This window comes from Pseudonocardia endophytica, from assembly GCF_004339565.1.
In the GTDB taxonomy this organism is placed as follows: Bacteria; Actinomycetota; Actinomycetes; order Mycobacteriales; family Pseudonocardiaceae; genus Pseudonocardia; species Pseudonocardia endophytica.
On the sequence record NZ_SMFZ01000001.1, the window covers coordinates 547844 to 568959 of the forward strand.

Sequence of the window (21116 nt, forward strand, 5' to 3'; positions counted from 1 at the left end):
AGATCAGCGCCCCGGCAGGCGTGGGATCGCCGACCGCAGGTCGTCGAGCGAGGCGTCCACGTCCACGGCGGCCTCGCGCAGCTCGTCCTCGCCGCGCCCGCCCACTGCGCACGGAATGGGCCGGATGACCTGCGGCGGCCGGGCCCTGACGTCCCACGGCGAGTCGCGACCGGGGCCGTGCGCGGCGAACGCCCGCGAATGGGCCACCGCGTGGTGGTAGACGGAGTCGACCAGCGTGCCGTCGACGTCGGTCACCGCGGTCCGTCGTGCTCGTCATGACGGTGCATCGCCGCTGCCCGGTGGTCCCACGGGTCGCCGGGCACAACGGTCGGGAAACCCCTGTCACCGATGCATGGGCGCCTCGCTCCCGGGTAGGCGGTCGACATGTCGACCGCTACGCCCACCACTGACACCCGGTCCGGTCTCGCCACGGCGTCCGTCGCGGATACGGCGGCCGTCGTCGGCGGGGCGATCGCCCCGATCCTCGCCCAGGGTGTCATCGCCCGCCGCCCTCCGGTCGTCCGGCTGGCCGGGCTGCTCGGCACCGACGACCGCAGCGTCCGCCTGCTCCAGCAGATCCAGGAGCGCTACGGCACCGGCCCGGTGCGGCTCCCCGTGCCCGGCCGCTCGGTCGCGCTCGTCCTGGGAGCCGACGACGTGCACCGCGTCCTCGACGGCACCCCCGAGCCGTTCGCAGCGGCGACCTGGGAGAAGCGCGGCGCCCTCGGCCAGTTCCAGCCGCACGGCGTCCTCGTCTCGCACGGCGCCGCCCGCGACGAACGCCGTCGCTTCACCGAGTCGGTGCTCGACACCGGGTCCCCGCTGCACGCGCAGGCCGGGTCCATCACCCGCGTCGTGCGCGATGAGTCGCTTCACCTGCGAGAACGCTCCGAACAGGCGGGTGTGCTCGACTGGGACGCGTTCGTCACCGCATGGTGGCGGATCGTGCGCCGCATCGTGCTCGGCGACACCGCTCGCTCCGACCACCGGCTCACCGACCTGCTGACCCGGATGCGCCGTCGAGGCAACCTCTCCGTCCTCGCCCCGAAGCGCGACGACCTGCGCGAGCGGTGGCGGCGCGGCGTGCGCGGCTACCTGGACGATCCGCAGCCGGGCAGCCTGGCCGAGATGGTCACCGGCGCCGAGCAGGCCGGCGACGCACCCGAGGACCAGATCGGGCACTGGCTGTTCGCGTTCGACCCGGGCGGCGCGGTGACCCTGCGCGCGCTCGCCCTGCTCGCCACCGACCCGCAGCTGCGCGGACGGGCCCGTGCGGAGACCGCCGGTCGGGACCTGGACGGTCCGCAGGAGCTGCCGCTGCTGCGCTCGACGGTGCTGGAGTCGGCCCGCCTGTGGCCGACGACGCCGCTGCTGCTCCGCGAGACCACAGAGCCCACCGAATGGGCAGGCGGCGAGCTGCCGTCGCACACCGCGTTGCTCGTTCCGGCCTGGTTCCTGCATCGCGACGCGTCCACCCGCGACGACGCTGACCGCGCCGACCCGGACCAGTGGCTCGACGGCCACGCCCGCGAGGACTGGATGCTCACACCGTTCTCCGGGGGACCGGGTGTGTGCCCGGGACGCGAGCTCGTGCTGTTCGTCGCAAGCTCGGTGCTCGCGACTCTGCTCGAGGACCACCACCACGTGCTCCTGCCGCCGGAGCGATTCCGCGCCGATGCACCGCTTCCCCGCGGCCTCAACCCGTACGCCCTGCGGTTCGGCGTGTCCCGCTCGACAGTGTGAGATGGCCGAGTAAGAACACGATGCACCCGTCCACGACGAGTTGGCACTGCCCGACGGCACCGCGATCGTTGTACGATCGGTCCAACCTGACGACGCCGGGGAGATCAAGGCCAAGTACCGGCAGCTCAGCGGCACCAGCGCCTACCGCCGGTTCTTCACCGACGCGCCTGAGCTGTCCGACCGACAGGTGCAGTACTTCACCGACCTGGACCATCTGCGCGGCGGCACGCCTTCCAGATGCCGGCCCGGTCCTCTCAGGACACGAAATGTGACTCGTCGCCGTCGCCCGCCGACTCACCACCGCCGTGGTCCGCCGGCCGCCCGGAACTTCGGCGCCCGGACCGCATGGGCCGGGATGGAGCGGGTTCGGCGATCCCGATCGGGGTAGCCGACGGCATGACCTCACGACGTGACCAGCGCTCCAGCCGTGGCACGAACGGCTCGTTCGGAACGGGTTTGGTGGCCGGGATCGCCGCCGCGGCAGGTCTCGCCCTTGGGCGCAAGGCCGTGTCGGCCACGACGGTAGGGCGCGGGCACCCGCTCAAGCACCGGGCCCTCGACCTGGCGTCCGGACTGGTCCAGCCGAAGTACCCGCTCGATGCGATGAGCACCTACCTCAACGGCTTCCACATGTACGCCGACGACAGAGGCCGGCAGGTCGAGGCGTCACACTTCTGCATCCACCTGCAGCACGACCTGCACCAGTGCGTGATCTTCGACCGCAATGCACCCGACGCCCGCCTCATCGGCATCGAGTACATCATCAGCGAGAACCGCTTTCGCGCGCTCCCCGACGAGGAGAAGCGGCTCTGGCACAGCCACCACTACGAGGTGAAGTCCGGCATCCTCGTCGCACCCGGCATCCCGGACCTCGCCGAGAAGGCCTACTTCACCGACCTGGTCACGACGTACGGCAAGACGTTCCACACCTGGCAGTACGACCGCGACGACTTTCCGTACGGCGCCCCGCAGCTGATGATGGCCATGACCGGCGACGGTCAGGCGCGGACCGACCTCGTCGACTCCCGGGACCGCAGGCTCGGCGTGTCCACCGAGCACAAGCGGTCCCACCGGTCGGACATTCCGACACCGGTACCGGCTCCCGGCGCCAACTCGTGGGAGAGCGGACGGACCGTCCAGACCCGTCTGCACGACGTCGACGTCCAGCCGTAGCGGCGGGGAGCCGGACTGTCGCGAGCGCCGCGCGAGACCAGGCCGGCTCCGGGTGGCCGACCCAGGCCGGGTGCGGACACGATGGCCGGGTGGCCCCGCAGACGACCCGCCCGACGCCGGACGCGCCACCGCTGATGACGTCTCCGTGCACGAACGGGTGATGTTGACCGACGGCACGACGATCGTCGTGCGCTCGATCGAGCCCGACGACGCCGGCGAGATCGCGGGCAAGTATCGGCAGCTCAGCGCCACGAGCGCATACCGCCGGTTCTTCACCGACGCGCCGGAGCTGTCGGACCGGCAGGTGCGGTACTTCACCGACCTGGACCACCACGACCACGAGGCGGTCGGAGCGTTCCTCGCCGCCACCGGGGACGGCATCGGAGTCGCCCGCTACATCCGCGAGGACGAGCCGCACACCGCGGAGTTCGCGATCGTCATCCTCGACGACTGGCAGGGCCGCGGCGTCGGCCGGTCGCTGCTACGGGTGCTGATCGACCGGGCGCGCCACGAGGGGGTCACGTCGTTCCGTGCCGAGTTCCTGGCCGAGAACGTCGCGCTTCCCGCCCTCCTGCGGTGCTTCGGGACCGTCCGCACCCGTTCCGACGGGGCCACGACGCACGCGAGCCTCGACCTGACCGGCTGATCACCGCCCCGGTAGGTCCCGCAGGAACGCGCCGATCACCGCCCGCCGACAGCCCCGGCCCGGCCCCGGAGGCGCGACGCAGGAGAGGCGGACCCGATCCGGAAGGCGCACGCCGCCCTGTACAGGCCGGCGGCACCGGTTTCGGGCGATCAGAGCCGGGGACCCTCCGAGAACCGCGCCCGGCAAGCCGGTTCACGCCACGACGCCGCGATCGGGACGAACGTCCACGAAGGGAGTCCGGTGAAGGGACTCGTCTACAACGGCCCGTACGACGTCTCGGTCGAGGACGTCGCGGACGCCCGGATCGAGGCGCCGACCGACGCGCTGGTCCGGATCACCACGACCAACATCTGCGGCTCCGACCTGCACATGTACGAGGGCCGGACGAACGTCGAGCAGGGCAAGGTGCTCGGTCACGAGAACATGGGCATCGTCGAGGAGGTCGGCGACGCGGTCGGCAAGGTGCGGGTCGGCGACCGTGTCTCGCTGCCGTTCAACATCGGCTGCGGCACCTGCGACAACTGCGAGAAGGGCCTGACCGCGTTCTGCCTGCGCGCGAACCCCGGCCAGGCCGGCGCCGCCTACGGCTACGCCGGCATGGGCCCCTACAACGGTGGCCAGGCCGAGTACCTGCGCGTGCCGTGGGCCGACTTCAACTGCCTCCAGCTCCCGCAGGGCACCGAGCACGAGAGCGACTACACGATGCTCTCGGACATCTTCCCGACCGGATGGCACGGCGTGGAGCTGGCGAAGATGCGTCCCGGCGAGTCGATCGCGATCTGGGGTGCGGGCCCGGTCGGGCTGCTCGCGGCACACAGCGCCCGGATCATGGGCGCGTCCGAGGTCTACCTCGTCGACAACCAGCAGACCGATCGCCTCGAGCTGGCGAAGAAGGCCGGCGCCACGCCGATCGACCGCAGCAAGGGCGACCCGATCCAGCAGATCACCGACCTGCACGGCGGCGAGGTCGACCGCGGCGTCGACGCCGTCGGCTACCAGGCGCACAACCCGGACGGTGACGAGCAGCCCGAGATCGTGCTCAACGAGCTCGTGCACGCGGTCAAGGCGACCGGTGGCATCGGCGTTGTCGGTGTCTACCTGCCCGAGGACCCAGGCGCGGCGAACGAGCTGGCCAAGCAGGGCAAGCTCGCGTTCGACTACGGCACGTTCTTCTTCAAGGGCCAGTCCATGGGTACCGGCCAGTGCAACACGAAGAACTACAACGCCCGACAGCGTGACCTGATCACCGCGGGCCACGCGAACCCCGGCTTCCTCGTCTCGCACGAGCTGCCGCTCGACCAGGCCGCGCACGGCTACGACCAGTTCGACAAGCGCGTCGACGGCTGGACCAAGGTCCTGCTGCACCCCGGCCAGGCCGCCTGACCCACCCCGACCCGACTCGGCGGCGGGACGCGGACTCCCCCTTTCGCGCCCCGCCGTCGTCCCCCGACCGGAGGAGTACCGCATGCCTGCCGAGACCAGGAACGGCGCCGACCTGCACCCGATGGCCGAGAAGCTCGCGACGGGGCGGAACTTCGCGTCCGTCGCCACCGTGCTGCCGAGCGGCGCGATACAGAACCAGACGATCTGGGTACACGCCGAGGACGGCAAGATCGTCCTCAACACCGAGACGCACCGGGTCAAGCACCGCAACATCGAGCGCGACCCGCACGTCACCGTGCTCATCCGCGACGAGGACGACCCGTACCGCTACGCCGAGATCCGCGGCCGCATCGTGGCGACCACCGGCGGCCAGCGGGCTCGCGACCACGTCGACGAGCTGGCGCGGAAGTACCTCGGCACGGACTACCCGCCGGACGCCATCAAGTCCGAGCGGGTCATCTGGTGGATCACGCCCGAGCGCCAGACCGTGATCGACCAGACCAACGGCATCGCCGACTGAGCTGGTCGCGGGCACCGGCAGGTCTTCTGTCTCCGGCCTCTCACGGTTGTCGGTGCACCATGGGGGAGCTACCGTTGAGATCGGTTGCCGCGTCGCCGTCGCGACCCTCAACCGTTCGCCTGGACGCGTTCACACGTGCAGCGCCTCCGGTCCTTCACCACAGCGAGCGCAGCTCGTGTGCGACCGGGAGAACGATGCGCAGCACTTCCCCGCCCGTCGTCGACGGCTCCGGAACCGCAAGTCCGACCCGCGGCCGACCGGGCCGACCGTGCCCCACACGCTCCCGATCGGACTGCGTTGGCCCGACGGCGGCTCTAACGCCCGTGCCGTCGCCGATGCCCGACCCCGGGCCACGGCAGCGGACCGGGATCCACGCGTACGACGACCTCGAACCGGAGCTGCGCCGGCACGTGGACGCGGACCCCGGTGACCGCGGCTACCACGACCGGCGCGAGCGGCTGATCCGCGAGTTCCTGCCGCTCGTGCGCAACCTCGCCCGGCGCTACTCGGGCCCGCATTCCGCCGAGGACATCGAGCAGGTCGGCACGGTCGGACTGATCAAGGCCATCGACCGCTACGACCCGGACTCGGCGACCGGAGGGGCACTCGCCTACCTCGTGCCCAGTGTCCGCGGCGAGATGCTGCGCCACCTGCGTGACCACACGTGGTCCCTCCGGGTCCCGAGAGGCCTGAAGGACATGTCGGTCAGCGTGAACCGGGCGACGATCGCGCTCACCCAGCGGCTGGGACGTTCACCGCGACCGAGCGAGCTCGCCGAGGAGCTGGGCGTGGACGTATCGGATGTCGTGGAGACTCTCGGCGCCCTCGAGTCCTACCGGACCGAGTCCCTGGACATGCCGGATCAGGAGAGCGGCCAGCCGCTGGCCGAGCGGGTCGGGGACCACGACCCGGCCCTGGATCTCGTCGAACACCAGGGCGATCTCCGACGGGTGATCGATGAACTTCCCGAGCGGGAACGCACCATCCTGCTGCTCCGGTTCTACGGCGAGTACACCCAGATCCAGATCGCGGAACGGATAGGCGTCTCGCAGATGCACGTGTCCCGCCTGCTCAGCCGCACTCTGGAGCGACTCCGCACCCGGCTGAGCGCCGAGGAGGCCTGAAACGGGCGGTCAGCGACCTTGCGCAGCTGATGGAGAGGACTTGATGGCGGGCCGGTTGATCGTCTGGTGGTACGGACCTGCCAGACAGCTCGGGCTCGTGTCAACCGGCCTGATCGCGGTCGTCGGGAACACGTTCTGGCAGGTAACGTGGCTGATCGGCATCGCAGGCGCGATGACGTTTCATGTCGTCCGCGGACCTTCGATCATGCACCGCGGCGGGAGTACCGGGATCGGGTGATCGACTGCCTGCGTCGGTTCATCGGCTGCACCGTCGATCACAGCCGGCGAGCCGGTGGATCCGGTGAGCGCCACACCGACTTCGTATGTACGGCCAGGCGCTGGTAGACCGCCTCCTGAACTCTGTGAGCGTGCAGTCCGCCTCGGGTTCATCGGGCGATCGCGAGAGCCCGCCGCGCGTCCGCTTCCCGGTTCACGCCGGCGCATCCTCGGAACCCCGGCTCGACCCCAGCCTGTTTCGAGCCGATCTTGCCGGGAACGCGTCCCGTGAACCGGTAGCCCGGGCATCGCTCGTGCGCCATCCCAGCCAGGCCGCCTCAACAGCGTTCAGCGACATCGACGCTCGCGCCGACTGAGCCAGATCCCCACTAGAGAGGAACACTCCGTGACCCGGATTTCCGTGGGCAACGAGAACAGCAAGCCGATCCAGCTGCACTACGAGGACCACGGCACGGGACGACCGGTCGTCCTGATCCACGGATGGCCGTTGTCCGAGCGCTCGTGGGAGAAACAGGTTCCGGCACTCGTCGACGCCGGATACCGCGTGATCACCTACGACCGCCGCGGTTTCGGCGAGTCGTCACAGCCCTGGGTCGGGTACGACTACGACACGCTCGCCGAGGATCTGAACGCGCTGCTGACCTCGCTGGACCTGACGGACGTCACACTCGTCGGGTTCTCGATGGGCGGAGGCGAGGTCGTCCGGTACCTCAACCGGCACGGCTCCGGCCGGGTGGCGCAGGCCGTGCTGGCCGCCGCCGTCCCGCCCTACCTCTACAAGAGCGACGACAATCCGGACGGCGGCCTCGACGACGACGCGATCAGGCAGTTCGAGGACGGGGTACGCGGCGACCGGATCGCGTTCCTGGACGAGTTCACGACGACGTTCTTCTCGTCCGACCGGCTCCTGGTCAGCGAGCCCACCCGGCTCTACCACCGGTCGATGGCCGAGTTCGCCTCACCGAAGGCCACGTTGGACTGCATCGCCGCGTTCGGCCGGACCGACTTCCGTGCGGACCTGTCCACGATCGACGTTCCGACGTTGGTCATTCACGGCAACGCGGACGCGACCGTCCCGTTCGAGGTCAGCGGCAAACGCTCGCACGAGATCATCGCGAACAGCCGGCTCGAGCTGATCGAGGGCGGTCCGCACGGTCTGAACACGACGCACGCCGAGCAGTTCAACAACGCCCTACTCGACTTCCTGAAGAGCTGATCGCACCCGGCATCAGGGCGCTACCCCGGCTACGCGGCGGCATGGCCGACGGCTGTGCCTCGGCACGATGGGCGCCTCCCGGACGTCGACCACCGGCGGCCGTCTCCTCGTTCGACTCCGCGCGCGGCTCGGCGGCCCGGCCGCGCGAGTCTGAGGTGTGTCCGCCCCGCCGGCGGCGGGTAGGCGACGGACATGGATCAAGAACAACTCGTCAAGGCCGTCGCCGACAGCGCCCACATCGCCGATCGTGACTCGGCCGACCGGGCCGTGCGTTCCACACTGCGGGTACTCGGATACCGCCTGAAGGGCGGCCAGTCCGCCAACCTCGCGGCGCAGCTGCCCGGTGACCTGGGATCGCTGTTGCCCGCGGACGCCCCTGGACAGGGGTTCGACCTCGAGGACTTCTATCGGCGCGTCGCCGACGACGAGGGCGTCCCGCACTCCCGCGCACGCCAGCACGCGCGGGCCACCATGGCCGCCGTGGCCGTGGCGGTCACCGACGGCGAGTTCACGAAGTTCACGTCCCAGCTTCCCGCCGACTACGACGACCTGGTGCAGACCGAGCCGGTCCAGCACCGCTGAGTGAAAGCCGGCGGTGGAACACGTCACCCGGGGTGTGGCGGCGCCGCCGGACGGCAACCCGCGGCGGGATGATCGCTTCCGCATCGACGAACCGACCGTCCCGCCTCGCGGGGATCGACATCGCCCGCGGCGTCGCGCTGCTCGGCATGATCGCCGCCCACGCGCTGCTGATGACCACCGACGACGGCGTCACCAACCCGGTGTACTACATCGTCGGCGGAAGAGCAGCGGCGTTGTTCGCGGTGCTCGCAGGCGTCGCGATCGCGTTCATGACCGGCCGTGCGCCGGTCCGTGATCGGCCGGACCGGAGGGCCGCGGCGGCGACGCTGCTCACCCGGGCCGGGCTCCTGCTGCTGATCGGGTTCGCGCTCGGGGGCTGGACGGACTCCGACATCGCCTCGGTGATCCTCGCCTACTACGCGGTCATGTTCGCGCTGGCCGTCCCGCTCGTGCGCCTGTCCGCGCGGGCGCTGACCGGGACCGCCGCCGCGGTCGTCGTCGCGATGCCGGTCCTGTCCCACCTGCTTCGCTCGGTTCTGCCGGAAGGGATCAGCGGCAACCCGTCGTTCGCCGACGCGGTGCAGCACCCGGCCGGGCTGCTCGAGCAGCTGACGTTGACCGGCACCTACCCGGCGCTGCCCTGGATGGCCTACCTGAGCGTGGGCATCGCGGTCGGGCGGCTGCGCCTGGACGCGGTCCGCACGGCGACGCGCCTGCTCGCGGGCGGCGTCGCACTCGCCGTCGTCGCGACCGGCGCCTCGCTGCTGCTGCTCCTGCCCGGCGGCGGGATGGACGCCATCGGGCGGGTCACCCCGCCGGAGAACCTGTCCGACTACGCGTCGTTGTGGGACTACGTGTACACCGACCCGTCGGGCACCTCGCCGACGACGACGTGGTGGTGGCTCACCGCCGTGTCCCCGCACTCCGGGACGCCGTTCGACCTGCTCGTGACGATCGGCTCCGCGCTGGCCGTGATCGGTGCGGCCGTCCTGCTGGGTCGTACGGTCCTCCGGTCCGTGCTGTCCCCGCTCGCCGCGGCCGGGTCGATGACGCTGACGATCTACACGGCGTCGATCCTGTTCATGAACTCCCCGCTCGACGACTTCGACCCGTGGCCGGGCTACCTGGTGCAGGTCGTCGTCGCGCTCGTCCTCGGTCACGTCTGGCGCCGGTTCGTCGGGCGAGGCCCGCTGGAGTCCGTGGTCACCGCCGTCACGCACCGCGCCCGGGACGCCGCCCGCGGCCCGGCGGCGGACCGATTCACCATTCACCCGATGACACGTTCGTAACGGCGCGGCGATCGGTTCGGGGGGACCGCCGGTGATCGTTGCCACCTGCCGATCCGTGCATGCGTCCCGCATATCGACGGGTAGCCCGCCTGCATGACGGACTTGTCGAGCACGCCGCGGACCGGGGAGGACACGGGATCGTCACCCGCAGTGGACGACCCAACCGCGCCGGTCAGCGCCTGGAGCGGTTCACAACCGGACATGTCGCGGGTGCTCGTCGCGGGTGACGACCTCGAGCTGCCCCGGACGTTTCCGGGTGAGCGCCTGGAGCACCTGTGGGAGCAGGCGTGCGACCGGTGGCCCGAGTCGGTCGCCGTGGACCTCGGCGAGATCGAGCTGACCTACGCCGAGATCGACGGCTGGGCGAACCGGATGGCGCGGCTGCTGCGCGACCAGGGCATCCGCGCCGGAGACCGGGTCGGGCTGCTGTTCGACCAGCCGACCGGCGGTCTCGTGTCGATGCTGTCCACGCTGAAGATCGGGGCGTCGTTCGTCCCGATGGACGTGGGCTTCCCGGCCGATCGCATCGAGTACATCCTCGACGACGCCGGCGCGACGGCGCTGCTGACACGGGACGCGGCGCTCGGGGCGGTCGAGGGACTGGCCGCGCGAGCGGCGGACCACGGCGTCACCGTGCTGTCCTGCGACGACCTCGAGGACGTACGCGACCAGGACCCGGCTCGCCTGCGCGACGACGAGCGCGGCAGCGGCGCGGCCGACGACCTCGCCTACGTCATCTACACGTCGGGGTCGACCGGGCGCCCGAAGGGCGTCGCGATCGAGCACCCGGCAATCTGCAACTTCGTGCGGGTCGCCGCCGACGAGTACGGCGTCCGGCCGGACGACCGGATGTACCAGGGCCTGACCCTGGCGTTCGACTTCTCCGTCGAGGAGATCTGGACGACGTGGCTGTCCGGCGCGACGCTCGTCCCGAAGCCGACCGGCGTCACGCTCGTGGGCGACGACCTGCAGGACTTCCTGACCGAACGCCGGATCACCGCGATGTGCTGCGTGCCGACACTGCTCGCGACGCTCACACCGGACCTGCCCGACCTGCGGTTCCTACTCGTCTCGGGCGAGGCGTGCCCGCAGCACCTGGTCCGGCGCTGGTACCGCGACGACCGCCGGTTCCTCAACGTCTACGGGCCGACCGAGGCGACCGTGACGGCCACCTGGACGTCACTGCACCCGGACCGCCCGGTGACGATCGGCAGGCCGCTGCCCACGTACGCGATCGTCGTGCTCGACCGCGACGACCCAACACGTGCGCTGCCGCACGGCCGGACCGGCGAGATCGCGATCGCCGGCATCGGCCTGGCCCGCGGTTACCTGAACAACGACGAGAAGACGGCCGCGTCGTTCGTCCCGGACTTCCTCGACCTGCCGTCGAACCCGTCCGGGCGGCTCTACCGCACCGGAGACCTGGGCCGCGTCGACGACCGCGGCGAGATCGAGTACCGGGGCCGGGTCGACCTGCAGGTCAAGATCCGCGGGTACCGCATCGAGCTCACCGAGATCGAGTCCGTGCTGCTCGGTGCGGACGGGGTGACGCAGGCCGTGGTGGACACCTACGAGGCACCGCCGGGGAACCCGGAGCTCGTCGGCTACTACAGTGCCCGCCCGGGCGAGCCAGCCCCGGACCGGGACGCGATCCGCAGCCGGCTGCGCGAACAGCTCCCGGCCTACATGGTGCCGAGCTACCTCGAGCAGCTCGACGTCATCCCGATGACCACCCAGGACAAGGCGGACCGCACGAACCTGCCCGCTCCGACGACCCGCGTCGGCGCCCCGACCGAACACGTCGAGCCGGACAACGACGTCGAGCGTGGCATGGCCGAGGCGCTGGCCGAGGCACTGGGCGTCGAGGAGGTCTCGGTCACCGCCGACTTCTTCGACGAGCTCGGCGCCACGTCGCTCCTGATGGCCGGGTTCACGGCGGCGGTGCGGCGGCGCGACGACCTCCCGACGGTCTCCGCGCGCGACGTCTACCAGCACCCGACCGTCCGGGACCTGGCCGAGAACCTCGGTCCCGTCGCCGGATCGTCGGCCCCGGTCGAGGACGCCGGGCCGGTACGCCGGACCGGCTCGCTCGCGCACGCGCTCACCGGGCTGGGCCAAGCCGTGCTGCTGGTCACCGGTGGGTTCGCCGTGGCGCTGGTACTGACCCAGGCCTACGCCTGGATGGGTGCCGCCGAGGGCTGGACGACACTCGCCGGCCGCGCCGCCGCCGTCGCGTCCGGTGTGCTCGTCGGTCTCTCGCTGCTCCCGGTCGTGGTGAAGTGGTTGTTCGTCGGCCGCTTCCACGAGTCGACCCATCCACTGTGGAGCGAGCGCTACCTGCGATTCTGGTCGCTCAGGCTGCTCGTCCGGGCCAGCCCGATGCGGCTGGCCGCCGGCACGCCGCTCTACACGCTCTACCTGCGCATGCTGGGCGCGCACGTCGGCCGTGGCGCGGTCGTGTTCACGCGCGAGGTGCCGGTCGCCGCCGACCTCGTCCACATCGGCGAGCGTGCCGTGATCCATCCCGAGGTCGTCCTCAACGGCTACCGGGTGGTCCCCGGCTCGTTCGAGCTGGGCCGGGTCGACGTCGGCGCGGACGCCGTCGTCGGGCAGGCATCGGTGCTCGACGTCGGCACCTCGGTCGGTGACGGCGCGCAGCTGGGGCACAGCTCGGCGCTGCACCCGGGCGGTGCCGTCCCGGCGGGCGAGGTCTGGCACGGGTCGCCCGCACGGAAGGCCTCCGGCGCGGACTACCGCCCGGTCGCACCGGTGGGCTCCGGACGAGCCCGCCGGGCCGTGTTCGGTCTGGTCACCGCGCTGTTCGGGCTCGTCGCGGGCACCGTGGTGCTGGGTGGTGCGACCGCGCTCTACGGCTGGGTGGCACCGCGGGTGCCCGCGCTGTTCGGCCGCACCGGCGGCGACATCGCGTCGAGCTGGCAGTTCTACGCGGCCGGTCTGGCGACCGTCGTCGTCGGCTACACGGTCCTGGTGACCCTGCTGCTGGCGGCAGTGCTGGTGCTGCCGCGGCTGCTCGCCCTGCTCGTCGTGCCGGGGCGGACGTACCCGCTCTACGGCGCGCACGACGTCGCGCAACGCCTGATCACCACGATCGGAAACTCGCGGTTCCTGGTGCTGCTGCTCGGCGACAGCTCGTTCGTCACCTCCTACGCCCGCGGGCTGGGTTACGACCTGCGGCCGCTGAAACAGACCGGCTCGAACTTCGGCACCCAGCTGCGGCAGGACTCACCGACGCTGACCTCGGTCGGCACTGGGACGATGGTCTCCGACGGTCTGCGCGTGATGAACGTCGAGTTCTCGCACGACTCGTTCGCCGCGCGCGAGGTCCGGATCGGCGAGCGCAACTTCGTGGGGAACGACGTGCACATGCCCGCCGGCGCGCGGACCGGCGACAACGTGCTGCTCGCGACGAAGGTGATGGTCCCCGTCGACGGGCCGGTGCGGGAGGACACGGGGCTGCTCGGCTCCCCGCCGATGGAGATCCCGCGCAGCAGTACCGACCGCGACTCCGGTGCCCCGGAGTCCCCCGAGGGGCTGGCCGCGGCGCTGCGGCGCAAGAACCGCTACAACGCGGGCACCGTCGCCACAGTGCTCGGTCTGCGCGGCCTCGGCGTCGCGCTCGGCCTGGTGCCGACGGCGATCTCGATCGGGCTGTGGCCCACGTTCGGCGTGCTCGCACTCGGCCCGGCCGTACTGGTCGGCGCCGTGGTCCTGACCGGGTACTCGGCCCTGCTGGAGCGGGCCGTGCTGGGCTTCCGGCGCCTGCGCCCGCGGTCCTGCTCGATCTACGACCGCTACTTCTGGTTCCACGAGCGCCTGTGGAAGTTCTACGTCCGGCCGATCCTGCCGGGCACGCCGTTCGCGGTGTGGAGCAACCGGCTGGCCGGGCTGCGCGTCGGACGCCGGGTGTTCGACGACGGCGCCAGCTTCCCGGAGAAGTCGCTCGTCGAGATCGGCGACGAGGCCGTGCTGAACGCCGGCAGCGTCGTCCAGTGCCACTCGCTGGAGGACGGGCGCTTCGAGAGCGACCGCGTCCGCGTCGGCGACGGCGTCACCCTCGGCGTGCGGGCGTTCGTGCACTACGGCACGTCGCTCGGCGACGGGGCCCGGCTGGCCGCCGACTCGTTCCTACTCAAGGGCGAGCAGATCGGCGCCCGGGAGAGCTGGGCCGGCAACCCGGCCGAGCCCGTCCGCACCGCCACCCCCGCAGACCGCACAACGACACCGGATGGAGTCACCACACGATGAGCCACCCGACAGACGAGGCATTCCTGACCCGCGTGCAGCGCGAGCTGCGGCTACCGGACACCGGACGCGCGACCGAGGCCTCGGTCGCGGTGCTGCGGTCGATGGCCGAGAACCTCTCCCCCGACGAAGCCCGCACGTTCTCCGACATCCTGCCGCCGAGTTTGCGTAGCCAGGTCACACCGCAGCCGCCCCGCGGCGGTGGACAGCACTCCGTCGCGCCGGGGGACTAGAGCGTGTTTATGAAGTCGATCTTTGGTCTCGGAGTCGCGTGTCGGTGACCTGAGACAGGTGAGGTCTCCGGTAGATGGATCAACGACCAAGAAGACCATCCACCCGGAGACCTCGTGGGGACCGTACCCGCGGGCGGACGCAAGGACCTCACCGACGCGCAGTGGCGGCTGCTGGAGCCGTTGTTGCCGCCGGTGAGCGCGCTCGGGCGACCCCCGATCTGGACCCGCCGCCAGCTGATCGACGGGATCTGCTGGCGGATCCGCACCGGCGCCCCATGGCGCGACGTGCCTGAACGCTACGGCTCCTGGCAGTCGGTGTACGGGCTGTTCCGTCGCTGGCAGCGCGACCAGACCTGGGCCGGGGTGTGGGCGGCGCTGCAGCGGCTCGCCGACGGTCTCGGGCTGATCACCTGGGACCTGTCGGTCGACTCCACGATCGCGCGAGCCCACCAGCACGCTGCCGGCGCCCGCCGACAACCCGAGCTCCAGCGGGAGCCGCCCGGCGGACACGGCGCCCCCGAACCCGACGATCATGGACTCGGACGCTCCCGTGGCGGCCTGTCCACGAAGATCCATCTCGCCTGTGAACAAGGCCGCAAAGCACTCTCGCTGATCGTGACGGCTGGTCAGGCCGGGGACAGCCCGCAGTTCGGCCCGGTGCTCGACCGGGTCCGGGTCGCCCGCTTCGGGCCCGGCCGTCCGCGGGTGCGCCCGGATCGGGTGCTGGCCGACAAGGCCTACAGCTCCCGGGCCAACCGGGCCTACCTACGACGACGCGGGATCGCCGCCACCATCCCCGAACCCGCCGACCAGATCGGGCACCGCCAGCGCCGCGGCAGCCGAGGAGGCCGTCCACCGATGTTCTGCGCCGAGACCTACAAGCAGCGCCACGCCGTCGAGTGCGGCATCAACCAGCTCAAACAACACCGCGCCGTCGCCAGCCGCTACGACAAACTCGCCGTCCGCTACGAAGCCACGGTCCACATCGCCACCATCAACACCTGGCTCCGCAACTTATCAAACAGGCTCTAGACCGACCACATCGGATCTCCTCGCTCCTCAGGGAGTCCGTCGCCGCAGGCGTTCCCGCTGCGGGACCATGGTGTAGGCGGGGTCGCGAGCGGTATGTATCCCGGCCTCGAAGACCCCGAACCGGGTCAGCGTCGACCCAGCGTTGAGCAGCAGCCCGGCCGCGGCGTCCAGGATGCGTCGCCGGGAACGGCGACGACCCCGGCTCCGCTCGGCCAGCGGCCCGGTCGCGCACCGCGGTCGCGGCGAGCAGCCGCACGGTGGGCGTTGCACGAGTTCGGGAAGTCCGTTCTAAACGTGGTCGTGGTCGTGGTCGGCGTTGATGCGGGCCAGCCGTAGCAGCGGCGGGAAACGGCCGCTAGCGGCCAGCGCGCGGAACTGTGCCTCCAGCGGGCCAGCCGGGTCCTCGACCATCCGGATCCGGACCGGACGGCCGGCGGGGCGTTCCAGGCTCATGCACGATCTCCTGTCGCTGACATAACTTGTGGTGTCCCACTGATGTCCTCGCTCGGCGACATCAGGAGCGGGTGCTGGCGCACGTGTTCACTGTGAGGTCGCGGTGTTCACCCGTCGGCGCCACGCCCGGAGGTGGCGGGACGCTCGGCTGTGCCGCTCTCGACCGCGGTAACGCGGTTGCCGAACCAGCCCACCCAGGCGAGGAACAGCCCAACCAAGGCCAGCGCGCCGAAGAACGCACGGAACGCCAGGATCGCCGATGGCGAGGCCATCACCGAGTCCACACTGGCCTGGACGGTGCCCGGTGTGGCGATGAGCAAGACGCCCCTCAGGGTGACGAACCATCCGAACAGCGACACGACAACCGCGGCGGGGCCGCGCCAATTGCAGTGACCGCCCACGATCACCAGCCCGCCGCCCAGCAGAAGCACCCCAAGGGCGAACACTCCGACCGGCCGGGCGAGGACGTCGGTAATCATCGCGTTGAGCTCGGGTAGCCGAATCGCGTATACGGTGGCGTAGGGGCCGATGACGCGCGAACGCCCGGGTCCGCTGGCGGGCGTCGGCACCGGCGCGATGCCGGGGATAGCAGCGGTAGTGGTACCGGCGGTGCTCACGTCTGGTCCTCCTCGTCCTTGTCGTCCTGCTCGGGTGGTCGCGCTCGGTTCGGCCGGTACCCGGCCGGGGTTGGCCTCGCTCGGTGTGCTGGTGTCCGGGTTCGCGGGACCAAGGTCTCGACCTGCCGCGGCCGACCCGCCCCCACCCGGCCACCGACACAACCGCTGATCCGCGGCTCCCTGATCGCATGGCTGATTTCGGCCGGGGTAATCCGAGGGCTGCGCCGGCTGCGCGTGGATGACCGGCTTACTGCGGCCGATGGGGGTCGGCGGGAGGTAGTGAGGAGGACGAATGAATGACCTCGAGCAGCAAACAGCATCTGACTCGACCACCGAGGATGAACAGCGCACTCTCGTCGTGGGCTTGCTCGCCGACCCCGACACGCCCGCGGAGATCGCCGAGAAGCTGGTCGACGACCTCCCCGACATACTGGCTGCGCAGATCGACAGCAGCATCGTGTGGGACCTGCGAACGATGACCCACCCGGTGACCGCCTCGGTGCAGGCTCCGGGGGAGGTACTCGACGCGGTAGCCGACAAGACCGCGCACACCGAGTGGGACATCGGCATCTACATCACCGATCTCCCGATGCAGCACGACGACCAACCGATCCTCGCCGACCTCGACCACAATCGCCGAATCGCCGGCCTCTCGCTCCCCGGCTTCGGACCGTTCCTGCAGCACCAGAAGATCCGCAACGCCGTCGTCCGCCTGGTCGCCGACCTCACCGAAACCTCCGACGCCGGCCTCAACCACGGGGAACACCACCCGAGCCGCATCGGGCGCGCGACCGCACGACACCTGCAACCGGTCCGCGTCGTCCACACCGAGGACTACCGGCACACCCGGCGCTACGTGACGACCCCATGGCGTGGCCGGGCTCGTCTGCTCGCCGGCATGGTGCGCACCAATCAGCCCTGGCGCCTCATCGTGGGCATGCGCTCCGCCCTGGCCGCCGTACTGGGCACCAGCGCCTACCTGACGATCACCTCGACGATCTGGCTGCTGTCCACCCGACTCGGGGTGGGCAAGCTCGTCCTGACCACCGTGGTGTCGGTCGCGCTGATGGTCGCCTGGATCGTCGGCGCCCACCACCTCTGGGAACGCGCCCGCGACAACAGCGAGCGGGAGGAGACGTGGCTGTACAACGCCTCCACCGTGCTGACCTTGAGCATCGGCGTCCTGGTCATGGCCGCGGCCGTGTACGTGCTCATCCTGCTCGGGTCGCTGTTCCTGCTCGAACCCTCGGTCCTCGCCTCCAGCCTGGGCCGCCCACCAGAACTCGCCGACCACCTGATGCTCGCCTGGCTGGCCACCGGCCTGGCCACCGTCGCCGGCGCGCTGGGATCCGGCCTCGACAGCGAGGATGCCGTCCGGCGGGCCGCGTACGGCTACCGCGAGCGCCAGCGCCGCGACAAGATCGGCCAGAACGACGAAACCGGCGGAACTCCGTCCTCGTCGTCCTGACTGAGCCCGTGTCGGGATACGTCTCGGAGCGCCATCTCGCCTCGCCCCGACCCGATCAGGACGCCGACGAGAAATCACGGATCGCTGTAACCCCGGCACCCGACGCCCGGACGGGCCGGGCCGCAGGTCGCCGCCGCCACCTTGCTGGTGCTGCCCGGCGGCCGGTGGCTGGTCGCGGCGCTGGCCGCGTTCGTGATCGCGGTGGCCGTGACGATGATCTTCACCGGTGCGGCTCGTACGTTCCTCGGCGATCTCGTCGACGGCGTGCCCCGCCGCGTCCGTGCGGTCGCGGCCGTGCTCGGCGCCTACGGGAACCTCGCCAGGGCGGTCGTGTTCGGGGCGGTCGGCGTGCTTCTTTTCGCGGAGGCGGCCCTGCACGGCGACCCCGTCCGGACGGGAGGCGTCAACGAGGCGCTGCGGGGCGTCGCCGTGGCGGGCCGGGGCGTACTCCCCCTGCTCGTCGTGTCCGCCGGGCTGGCCGCGTACGGCGTGTACTGCCTGGTCGACGCCCGCTACCGGCGGGCGTGACTGTCGTCGGTGCGGGACGAGAACCTCGCGGAGCGTCCAGGCTCATCGACGGCGACGAGCCCGCTTTCGGCGCAGGCCCGCAGCACGCCGTGGACGGTCTGCGGCGCGATCCGCCGCCCGGCCCGCCTCGGGCGCCGGCGTGGATGTCCGCCGCGGTGGTGTCCGGGCACCGACGCGACGCCGGAGACCAGCACGGCGCGGCTCCGGTCGCGGCCGGGTCAAAACGGCGATCAGCGGGGCCGGGCGGGGTGTGAGGGACCGGCGGCCGGGTAACCGCCGGACCATGCGCCGACCGATCACCCCGCGACTGCACGGGGCACTCGACTACGGGTTCCTCGCCCTGAACCTCACCATTCTGCGGCTGCTCCGGCTCCCGCGCCGGGCCCGCACGATCTTCGGGGCATTCGGGCTCGTGCAGGGCGGGCTGAACGCCCTGCACGACCAGCCCCTGGCGGTTCGCCGCGCGGTCCCGTTCGCCACCCACGGCACGGTCGAGCGCAACAGCCTCCCCGTGTTCGTCGGGCTGCCCCTGCTGGCCGGCAGCCTGCACGAACGCCGGACGCTCCGCTACTTCCTCGCGGCGGGCGCCACGCTGGTGACGGTGTACTCCCTGACCGACTGGTCGGCCCGGAGGTGACCGGGTGGACGCGGCGGACACGGCGGGGGACGGCGGCACGGCCGGACGCGCGGACGAGCCGGTGACCGTGGCCGGGACGCGGGAAGTCGAGGTCTGCCTGCTGGCCGACCCCGACCTCCCGGCCACGGTCGCGCACCGACTCGCGGGCCACCTGCCGGACCTGCTGCCCGACCGGCTCGGCGACACCGCGGTGCGATGGCGGATCGACGTCGTCCAGGACCCGTTCGAGGCACTGGTGCCGGACTACGAACGCATGGTCGACAAGGCCCGCCATCGGGTCAGGGACAACGACTGCCTGGCGATCTGCCTCACCGACGCGCCGCTGCGGGACGGCAACGGCGTCGTGCTCGCCGAGGTGGGCGCCGACGACGCGCTGGCCGTGGTGTCGCTGCCCGCACTGGGCGCGACTAGGGTGGTCCGGCGGGCCATGCGCCTGGTCGCGACGCTCGTCGAGCATCTGGCCCCTCCCCTGGTCTGCGACGGGGACCGGACGCCGATGCGGCGGTCCCGGTCGCTGCACCGGCTGCGTGACGTCGCCGTCCGCGACCCCGCCGAGTACGACACCGACCTGAGCTGCGAGATCATCGCGCCCCGGGCGACCGGCCTCGTCCGGCTGGTAGCCGGGATGGTGCGGGCCAACCGGCCGTGGCGGCTGGTGTGGGGGCTCTCCGCAGCGATGGGCGGCGCGCTCGCCGGCAGCGCGTTCGGCATCTTCTACTCGAGCATCTGGCTGCTGGCCGACTCGCTGCCACCGGTCCGGCTGGCGTTCGTCGTCGTGGGCGCCTTCGTCGTGCACGTGACCTGGGTGATCACCGGCCACCGGCTGTGGGAGCTCGGGAGCGCGTCCGGGCGCCGGGACCGGCCCAGCACCGTGCTGCGCAACATCGGGACGACGCTCACCGTCACGCTGGGGACCCTGGTGTTCTCGACGGCGCTGTTCGTGCTCGCCGTGTGCGCCGCCCTGTCAGTGATCACCCCGGCGTTCCTGCAGGCCACACTCGGCCACCCGGTCGGCGTCTCCGACTACCTGCGCGTGGCGTTGATGAGCGCGGTCATGGGCACCGTCGCCGGTGCGGTCGGTTCCGGGCTCGAGGACACCGCGGCGGTGCGGGAGGCCACCTACGGGCACCGCGAGCGCGAGCGCCGCGCGTGGAGCTGAGCCCGGTGCCGGGCCCCGCACCGTCGCGGCGGGTCAGCGGTCGCCTAGTGCCTTCTTGAGCTGGTCCTTCGTCATCGACGACCGTCCGGAGATGCCCGCCCGCTTGGCGTCGTCGTAGAGCTGTTGCTTCGTCTCGCCCTGCGGCCCCTCGCGCTTGCCGGAGCGCTTCCCGCCCCGGTGCTCCGGCGGGACGTCCCGCGTCGACGTCTTGCTCGCCTGCCGGGACTCGCCGGTCTGGGCGCGGTCCTTGTTCACCGTGCGCGCGGCGATCTCCTCGGCGCGGGCCTCGCTGCTGCCGCGCTCCTTCGTCGACTCCTTGATGTGCTCGTACTGCCGTTCACGCCTGTCGTTCCACGCCTGCTGGGGCACGGGGTCTCCTCTCATCGGGATCTGCGTCGGACGATCGGTCGCTCAGCGCGTGCGCCTGCGGGTCCAGCCACTCGTAGGCCGCGGACGTCGCCACCGCGCACACGACGTGGTGCAGCGCGTCGGTGGCCGGCGCGACGGCGCCGTACCGGGGCGTCGGGAAGCCGGCGCCGGTGGCCGGTAGGACCACCTGCTCACCACCCCACACCAGGGCGAAGTGGGCGGTGGCCGCAGCCGGTCCGCACAGGCCGGTGGCCGCGACGAGCCGCCGCACGGCGCCCCACGCGGTGCCGTAGCCCCAGTGCACGAGCGTGCCGTACCGCTGCTCGCCTCGCCGGCGGGTTCGACGCCCAGCACGGTGCCGGCCGCGTCCTCCGGGGTCGAGCTTCCGCTCATGGGCGACGGGTACCCGCAGGCGCGGCGTCGACACGGGGAGACGGTTCCTCC

Annotated in this window: 21 protein-coding genes and 1 pseudogene; 17 read left to right on the forward strand and 5 right to left on the reverse strand. The window is 71.4% G+C overall.

What is annotated here, in order from left to right; genetic code table 11:
* Positions 1-3: 3 nt before the first annotated feature.
* The gene (locus tag EV378_RS35760; RefSeq protein ID WP_207908551.1) at positions 4-255 is read right to left on the reverse strand and encodes a hypothetical protein; all 252 of its coding nucleotides are present in this window, start codon (positions 253-255) and stop codon (positions 4-6) included.
* A 129-nt stretch (positions 256-384) separates the two neighbouring features.
* On the opposite strand from EV378_RS35760, the gene EV378_RS02110 reads away from it, so the two are divergent.
* From EV378_RS02110 to EV378_RS02165, 12 genes are all read left to right on the forward strand, one after another.
* Positions 385-1743: a cytochrome P450 gene (locus tag EV378_RS02110; protein ID WP_132421071.1), complete on the forward strand. Its 1359-nt coding sequence runs from the start codon at positions 385-387 to the stop codon at positions 1741-1743.
* A gap of 396 nt (positions 1744-2139) precedes the next feature.
* Positions 2140-2916, forward strand: a complete 777-nt coding sequence (locus EV378_RS02115) for an OBAP family protein (RefSeq protein WP_132421072.1) — start codon at positions 2140-2142, stop codon at positions 2914-2916.
* A 145-nt stretch (positions 2917-3061) separates the two neighbouring features.
* Positions 3062-3562 (forward strand): GNAT family N-acetyltransferase, encoded by a 501-nt coding sequence (locus EV378_RS02120; RefSeq protein WP_132421073.1) that lies wholly within the window; start codon positions 3062-3064, stop codon positions 3560-3562.
* Between the two features lie 240 nt (positions 3563-3802).
* Positions 3803-4945: a glutathione-independent formaldehyde dehydrogenase gene (locus EV378_RS02125; RefSeq protein ID WP_132421074.1), complete on the forward strand. Its 1143-nt coding sequence runs from the start codon at positions 3803-3805 to the stop codon at positions 4943-4945.
* 82 nt (positions 4946-5027) lie between these two features.
* A complete protein-coding gene (locus tag EV378_RS02130; protein ID WP_132421075.1) occupies positions 5028-5465 on the forward strand; it encodes a PPOX class F420-dependent oxidoreductase in 438 nt (145 codons plus the stop codon).
* Between the two features lie 335 nt (positions 5466-5800).
* Positions 5801-6589 carry a SigB/SigF/SigG family RNA polymerase sigma factor gene (locus EV378_RS02135; protein ID WP_243653224.1) on the forward strand — a complete coding sequence of 263 codons (789 nt, stop codon included), beginning with the start codon at positions 5801-5803 and terminating at the stop codon, positions 6587-6589.
* A 622-nt stretch (positions 6590-7211) separates the two neighbouring features.
* Positions 7212-8042, forward strand: coding sequence for an alpha/beta fold hydrolase (locus tag EV378_RS02140; protein WP_132421077.1), 831 nt, complete (start codon positions 7212-7214; stop codon positions 8040-8042).
* 192 nt (positions 8043-8234) lie between these two features.
* The gene (locus EV378_RS02145) at positions 8235-8624 is read left to right on the forward strand and encodes a DUF2267 domain-containing protein (protein WP_132421078.1); all 390 of its coding nucleotides are present in this window, start codon (positions 8235-8237) and stop codon (positions 8622-8624) included.
* 68 nt (positions 8625-8692) lie between these two features.
* A complete protein-coding gene (locus EV378_RS02150) occupies positions 8693-9913 on the forward strand; it encodes a heparan-alpha-glucosaminide N-acetyltransferase domain-containing protein (protein WP_132421079.1) in 1221 nt (406 codons plus the stop codon).
* Positions 9914-10063: 150 nt separating this feature from the next.
* Positions 10064-14179, forward strand: coding sequence for a Pls/PosA family non-ribosomal peptide synthetase (locus EV378_RS02155; RefSeq protein ID WP_207908552.1), 4116 nt, complete (start codon positions 10064-10066; stop codon positions 14177-14179).
* A complete protein-coding gene (locus EV378_RS02160) occupies positions 14176-14409 on the forward strand; it encodes a DUF2267 domain-containing protein (protein ID WP_132421080.1) in 234 nt (77 codons plus the stop codon). Before EV378_RS02155 ends, EV378_RS02160 begins: the two co-directional genes overlap by 4 nt.
* A 114-nt stretch (positions 14410-14523) precedes the next feature.
* The gene (locus EV378_RS02165; RefSeq protein ID WP_132421081.1) at positions 14524-15441 is read left to right on the forward strand and encodes an IS5 family transposase; all 918 of its coding nucleotides are present in this window, start codon (positions 14524-14526) and stop codon (positions 15439-15441) included.
* Positions 15442-15729: 288 nt separating this feature from the next.
* On the opposite strand, the gene EV378_RS35160 is transcribed toward EV378_RS02165, so the two are convergent.
* Positions 15730-15894, reverse strand: coding sequence for a hypothetical protein (locus EV378_RS35160; protein WP_165922108.1), 165 nt, complete (start codon positions 15892-15894; stop codon positions 15730-15732).
* 107 nt (positions 15895-16001) lie between these two features.
* Complete coding sequence (locus tag EV378_RS02175; protein ID WP_132421082.1) at positions 16002-16511, reverse strand: hypothetical protein; 510 nt, start codon at positions 16509-16511, stop codon at positions 16002-16004.
* Between the two features lie 292 nt (positions 16512-16803).
* On the opposite strand from EV378_RS02175, the gene EV378_RS02180 reads away from it, so the two are divergent.
* The 5 genes and pseudogenes from EV378_RS02180 (at position 16804) to EV378_RS02195 (ending at position 20303) form a co-directional block, all read left to right on the forward strand.
* The gene (locus EV378_RS02180) at positions 16804-17979 is read left to right on the forward strand and encodes a hypothetical protein (protein WP_132421083.1); all 1176 of its coding nucleotides are present in this window, start codon (positions 16804-16806) and stop codon (positions 17977-17979) included.
* 117 nt (positions 17980-18096) lie between these two features.
* Positions 18097-18201, forward strand: a pseudogene (locus EV378_RS36675) (hypothetical protein); the annotation flags it as partial.
* Positions 18193-18507 carry a DUF1206 domain-containing protein gene (locus EV378_RS02185; RefSeq protein ID WP_279389640.1) on the forward strand — a complete coding sequence of 105 codons (315 nt, stop codon included), beginning with the start codon at positions 18193-18195 and terminating at the stop codon, positions 18505-18507. The pseudogene EV378_RS36675 and the gene EV378_RS02185, both read left to right, overlap by 9 nt.
* Positions 18508-18790: 283 nt before the next feature.
* Positions 18791-19144 carry a hypothetical protein gene (locus tag EV378_RS02190; RefSeq protein ID WP_132421085.1) on the forward strand — a complete coding sequence of 118 codons (354 nt, stop codon included), beginning with the start codon at positions 18791-18793 and terminating at the stop codon, positions 19142-19144.
* Between the two features lie 4 nt (positions 19145-19148).
* Positions 19149-20303, forward strand: a complete 1155-nt coding sequence (locus EV378_RS02195; RefSeq protein ID WP_132421086.1) for a 5,10-methylene-tetrahydrofolate dehydrogenase — start codon at positions 19149-19151, stop codon at positions 20301-20303.
* Positions 20304-20336: 33 nt separating this feature from the next.
* On the opposite strand, the gene EV378_RS02200 is transcribed toward EV378_RS02195, so the two are convergent.
* Together EV378_RS02200 and EV378_RS02205 are read right to left on the reverse strand one after the other, a co-directional pair.
* Positions 20337-20672 (reverse strand): plasmid stabilization protein, encoded by a 336-nt coding sequence (locus tag EV378_RS02200; RefSeq protein ID WP_132421087.1) that lies wholly within the window; start codon positions 20670-20672, stop codon positions 20337-20339.
* Entirely contained in the window at positions 20641-21099 is a 459-nt protein-coding gene (locus tag EV378_RS02205; protein ID WP_132421088.1) for a hypothetical protein, read from the reverse strand. The genes EV378_RS02200 and EV378_RS02205 overlap by 32 nt, the downstream gene beginning before the upstream one ends.
* Between the last annotated feature and the right edge of the window lie 17 nt (positions 21100-21116).

What these genes read in the sequence shown, in the direction of transcription:
- EV378_RS35160 (WP_165922108.1), bottom strand. Translation starts at nt 15,894, where the DNA reads ATGAGCCTGGAACGCCCCGCCGGCCGTCCGGTCCGGATCCGGATGGTC.
- EV378_RS02160 (WP_132421080.1), top strand. Translation starts at nt 14,176, where the DNA reads ATGAGCCACCCGACAGACGAGGCATTCCTGACCCGCGTGCAGCGCGAG.
- EV378_RS02110 (WP_132421071.1), top strand. Translation starts at nt 385, where the DNA reads ATGTCGACCGCTACGCCCACCACTGACACCCGGTCCGGTCTCGCCACG.
- EV378_RS02115 (WP_132421072.1), top strand. Translation starts at nt 2,140, where the DNA reads ATGACCTCACGACGTGACCAGCGCTCCAGCCGTGGCACGAACGGCTCG.
- EV378_RS02145 (WP_132421078.1), top strand. Translation starts at nt 8,235, where the DNA reads ATGGATCAAGAACAACTCGTCAAGGCCGTCGCCGACAGCGCCCACATC.
- EV378_RS02135 (WP_243653224.1), top strand. Translation starts at nt 5,801, where the DNA reads ATGCCCGACCCCGGGCCACGGCAGCGGACCGGGATCCACGCGTACGAC.
- EV378_RS02130 (WP_132421075.1), top strand. Translation starts at nt 5,028, where the DNA reads ATGCCTGCCGAGACCAGGAACGGCGCCGACCTGCACCCGATGGCCGAG.
- EV378_RS02180 (WP_132421083.1), top strand. Translation starts at nt 16,804, where the DNA reads ATGAATGACCTCGAGCAGCAAACAGCATCTGACTCGACCACCGAGGAT.
- EV378_RS02185 (WP_279389640.1), top strand. Translation starts at nt 18,193, where the DNA reads ATGATCTTCACCGGTGCGGCTCGTACGTTCCTCGGCGATCTCGTCGAC.
- EV378_RS02190 (WP_132421085.1), top strand. Translation starts at nt 18,791, where the DNA reads ATGCGCCGACCGATCACCCCGCGACTGCACGGGGCACTCGACTACGGG.
- EV378_RS02150 (WP_132421079.1), top strand. Translation starts at nt 8,693, where the DNA reads ATGATCGCTTCCGCATCGACGAACCGACCGTCCCGCCTCGCGGGGATC.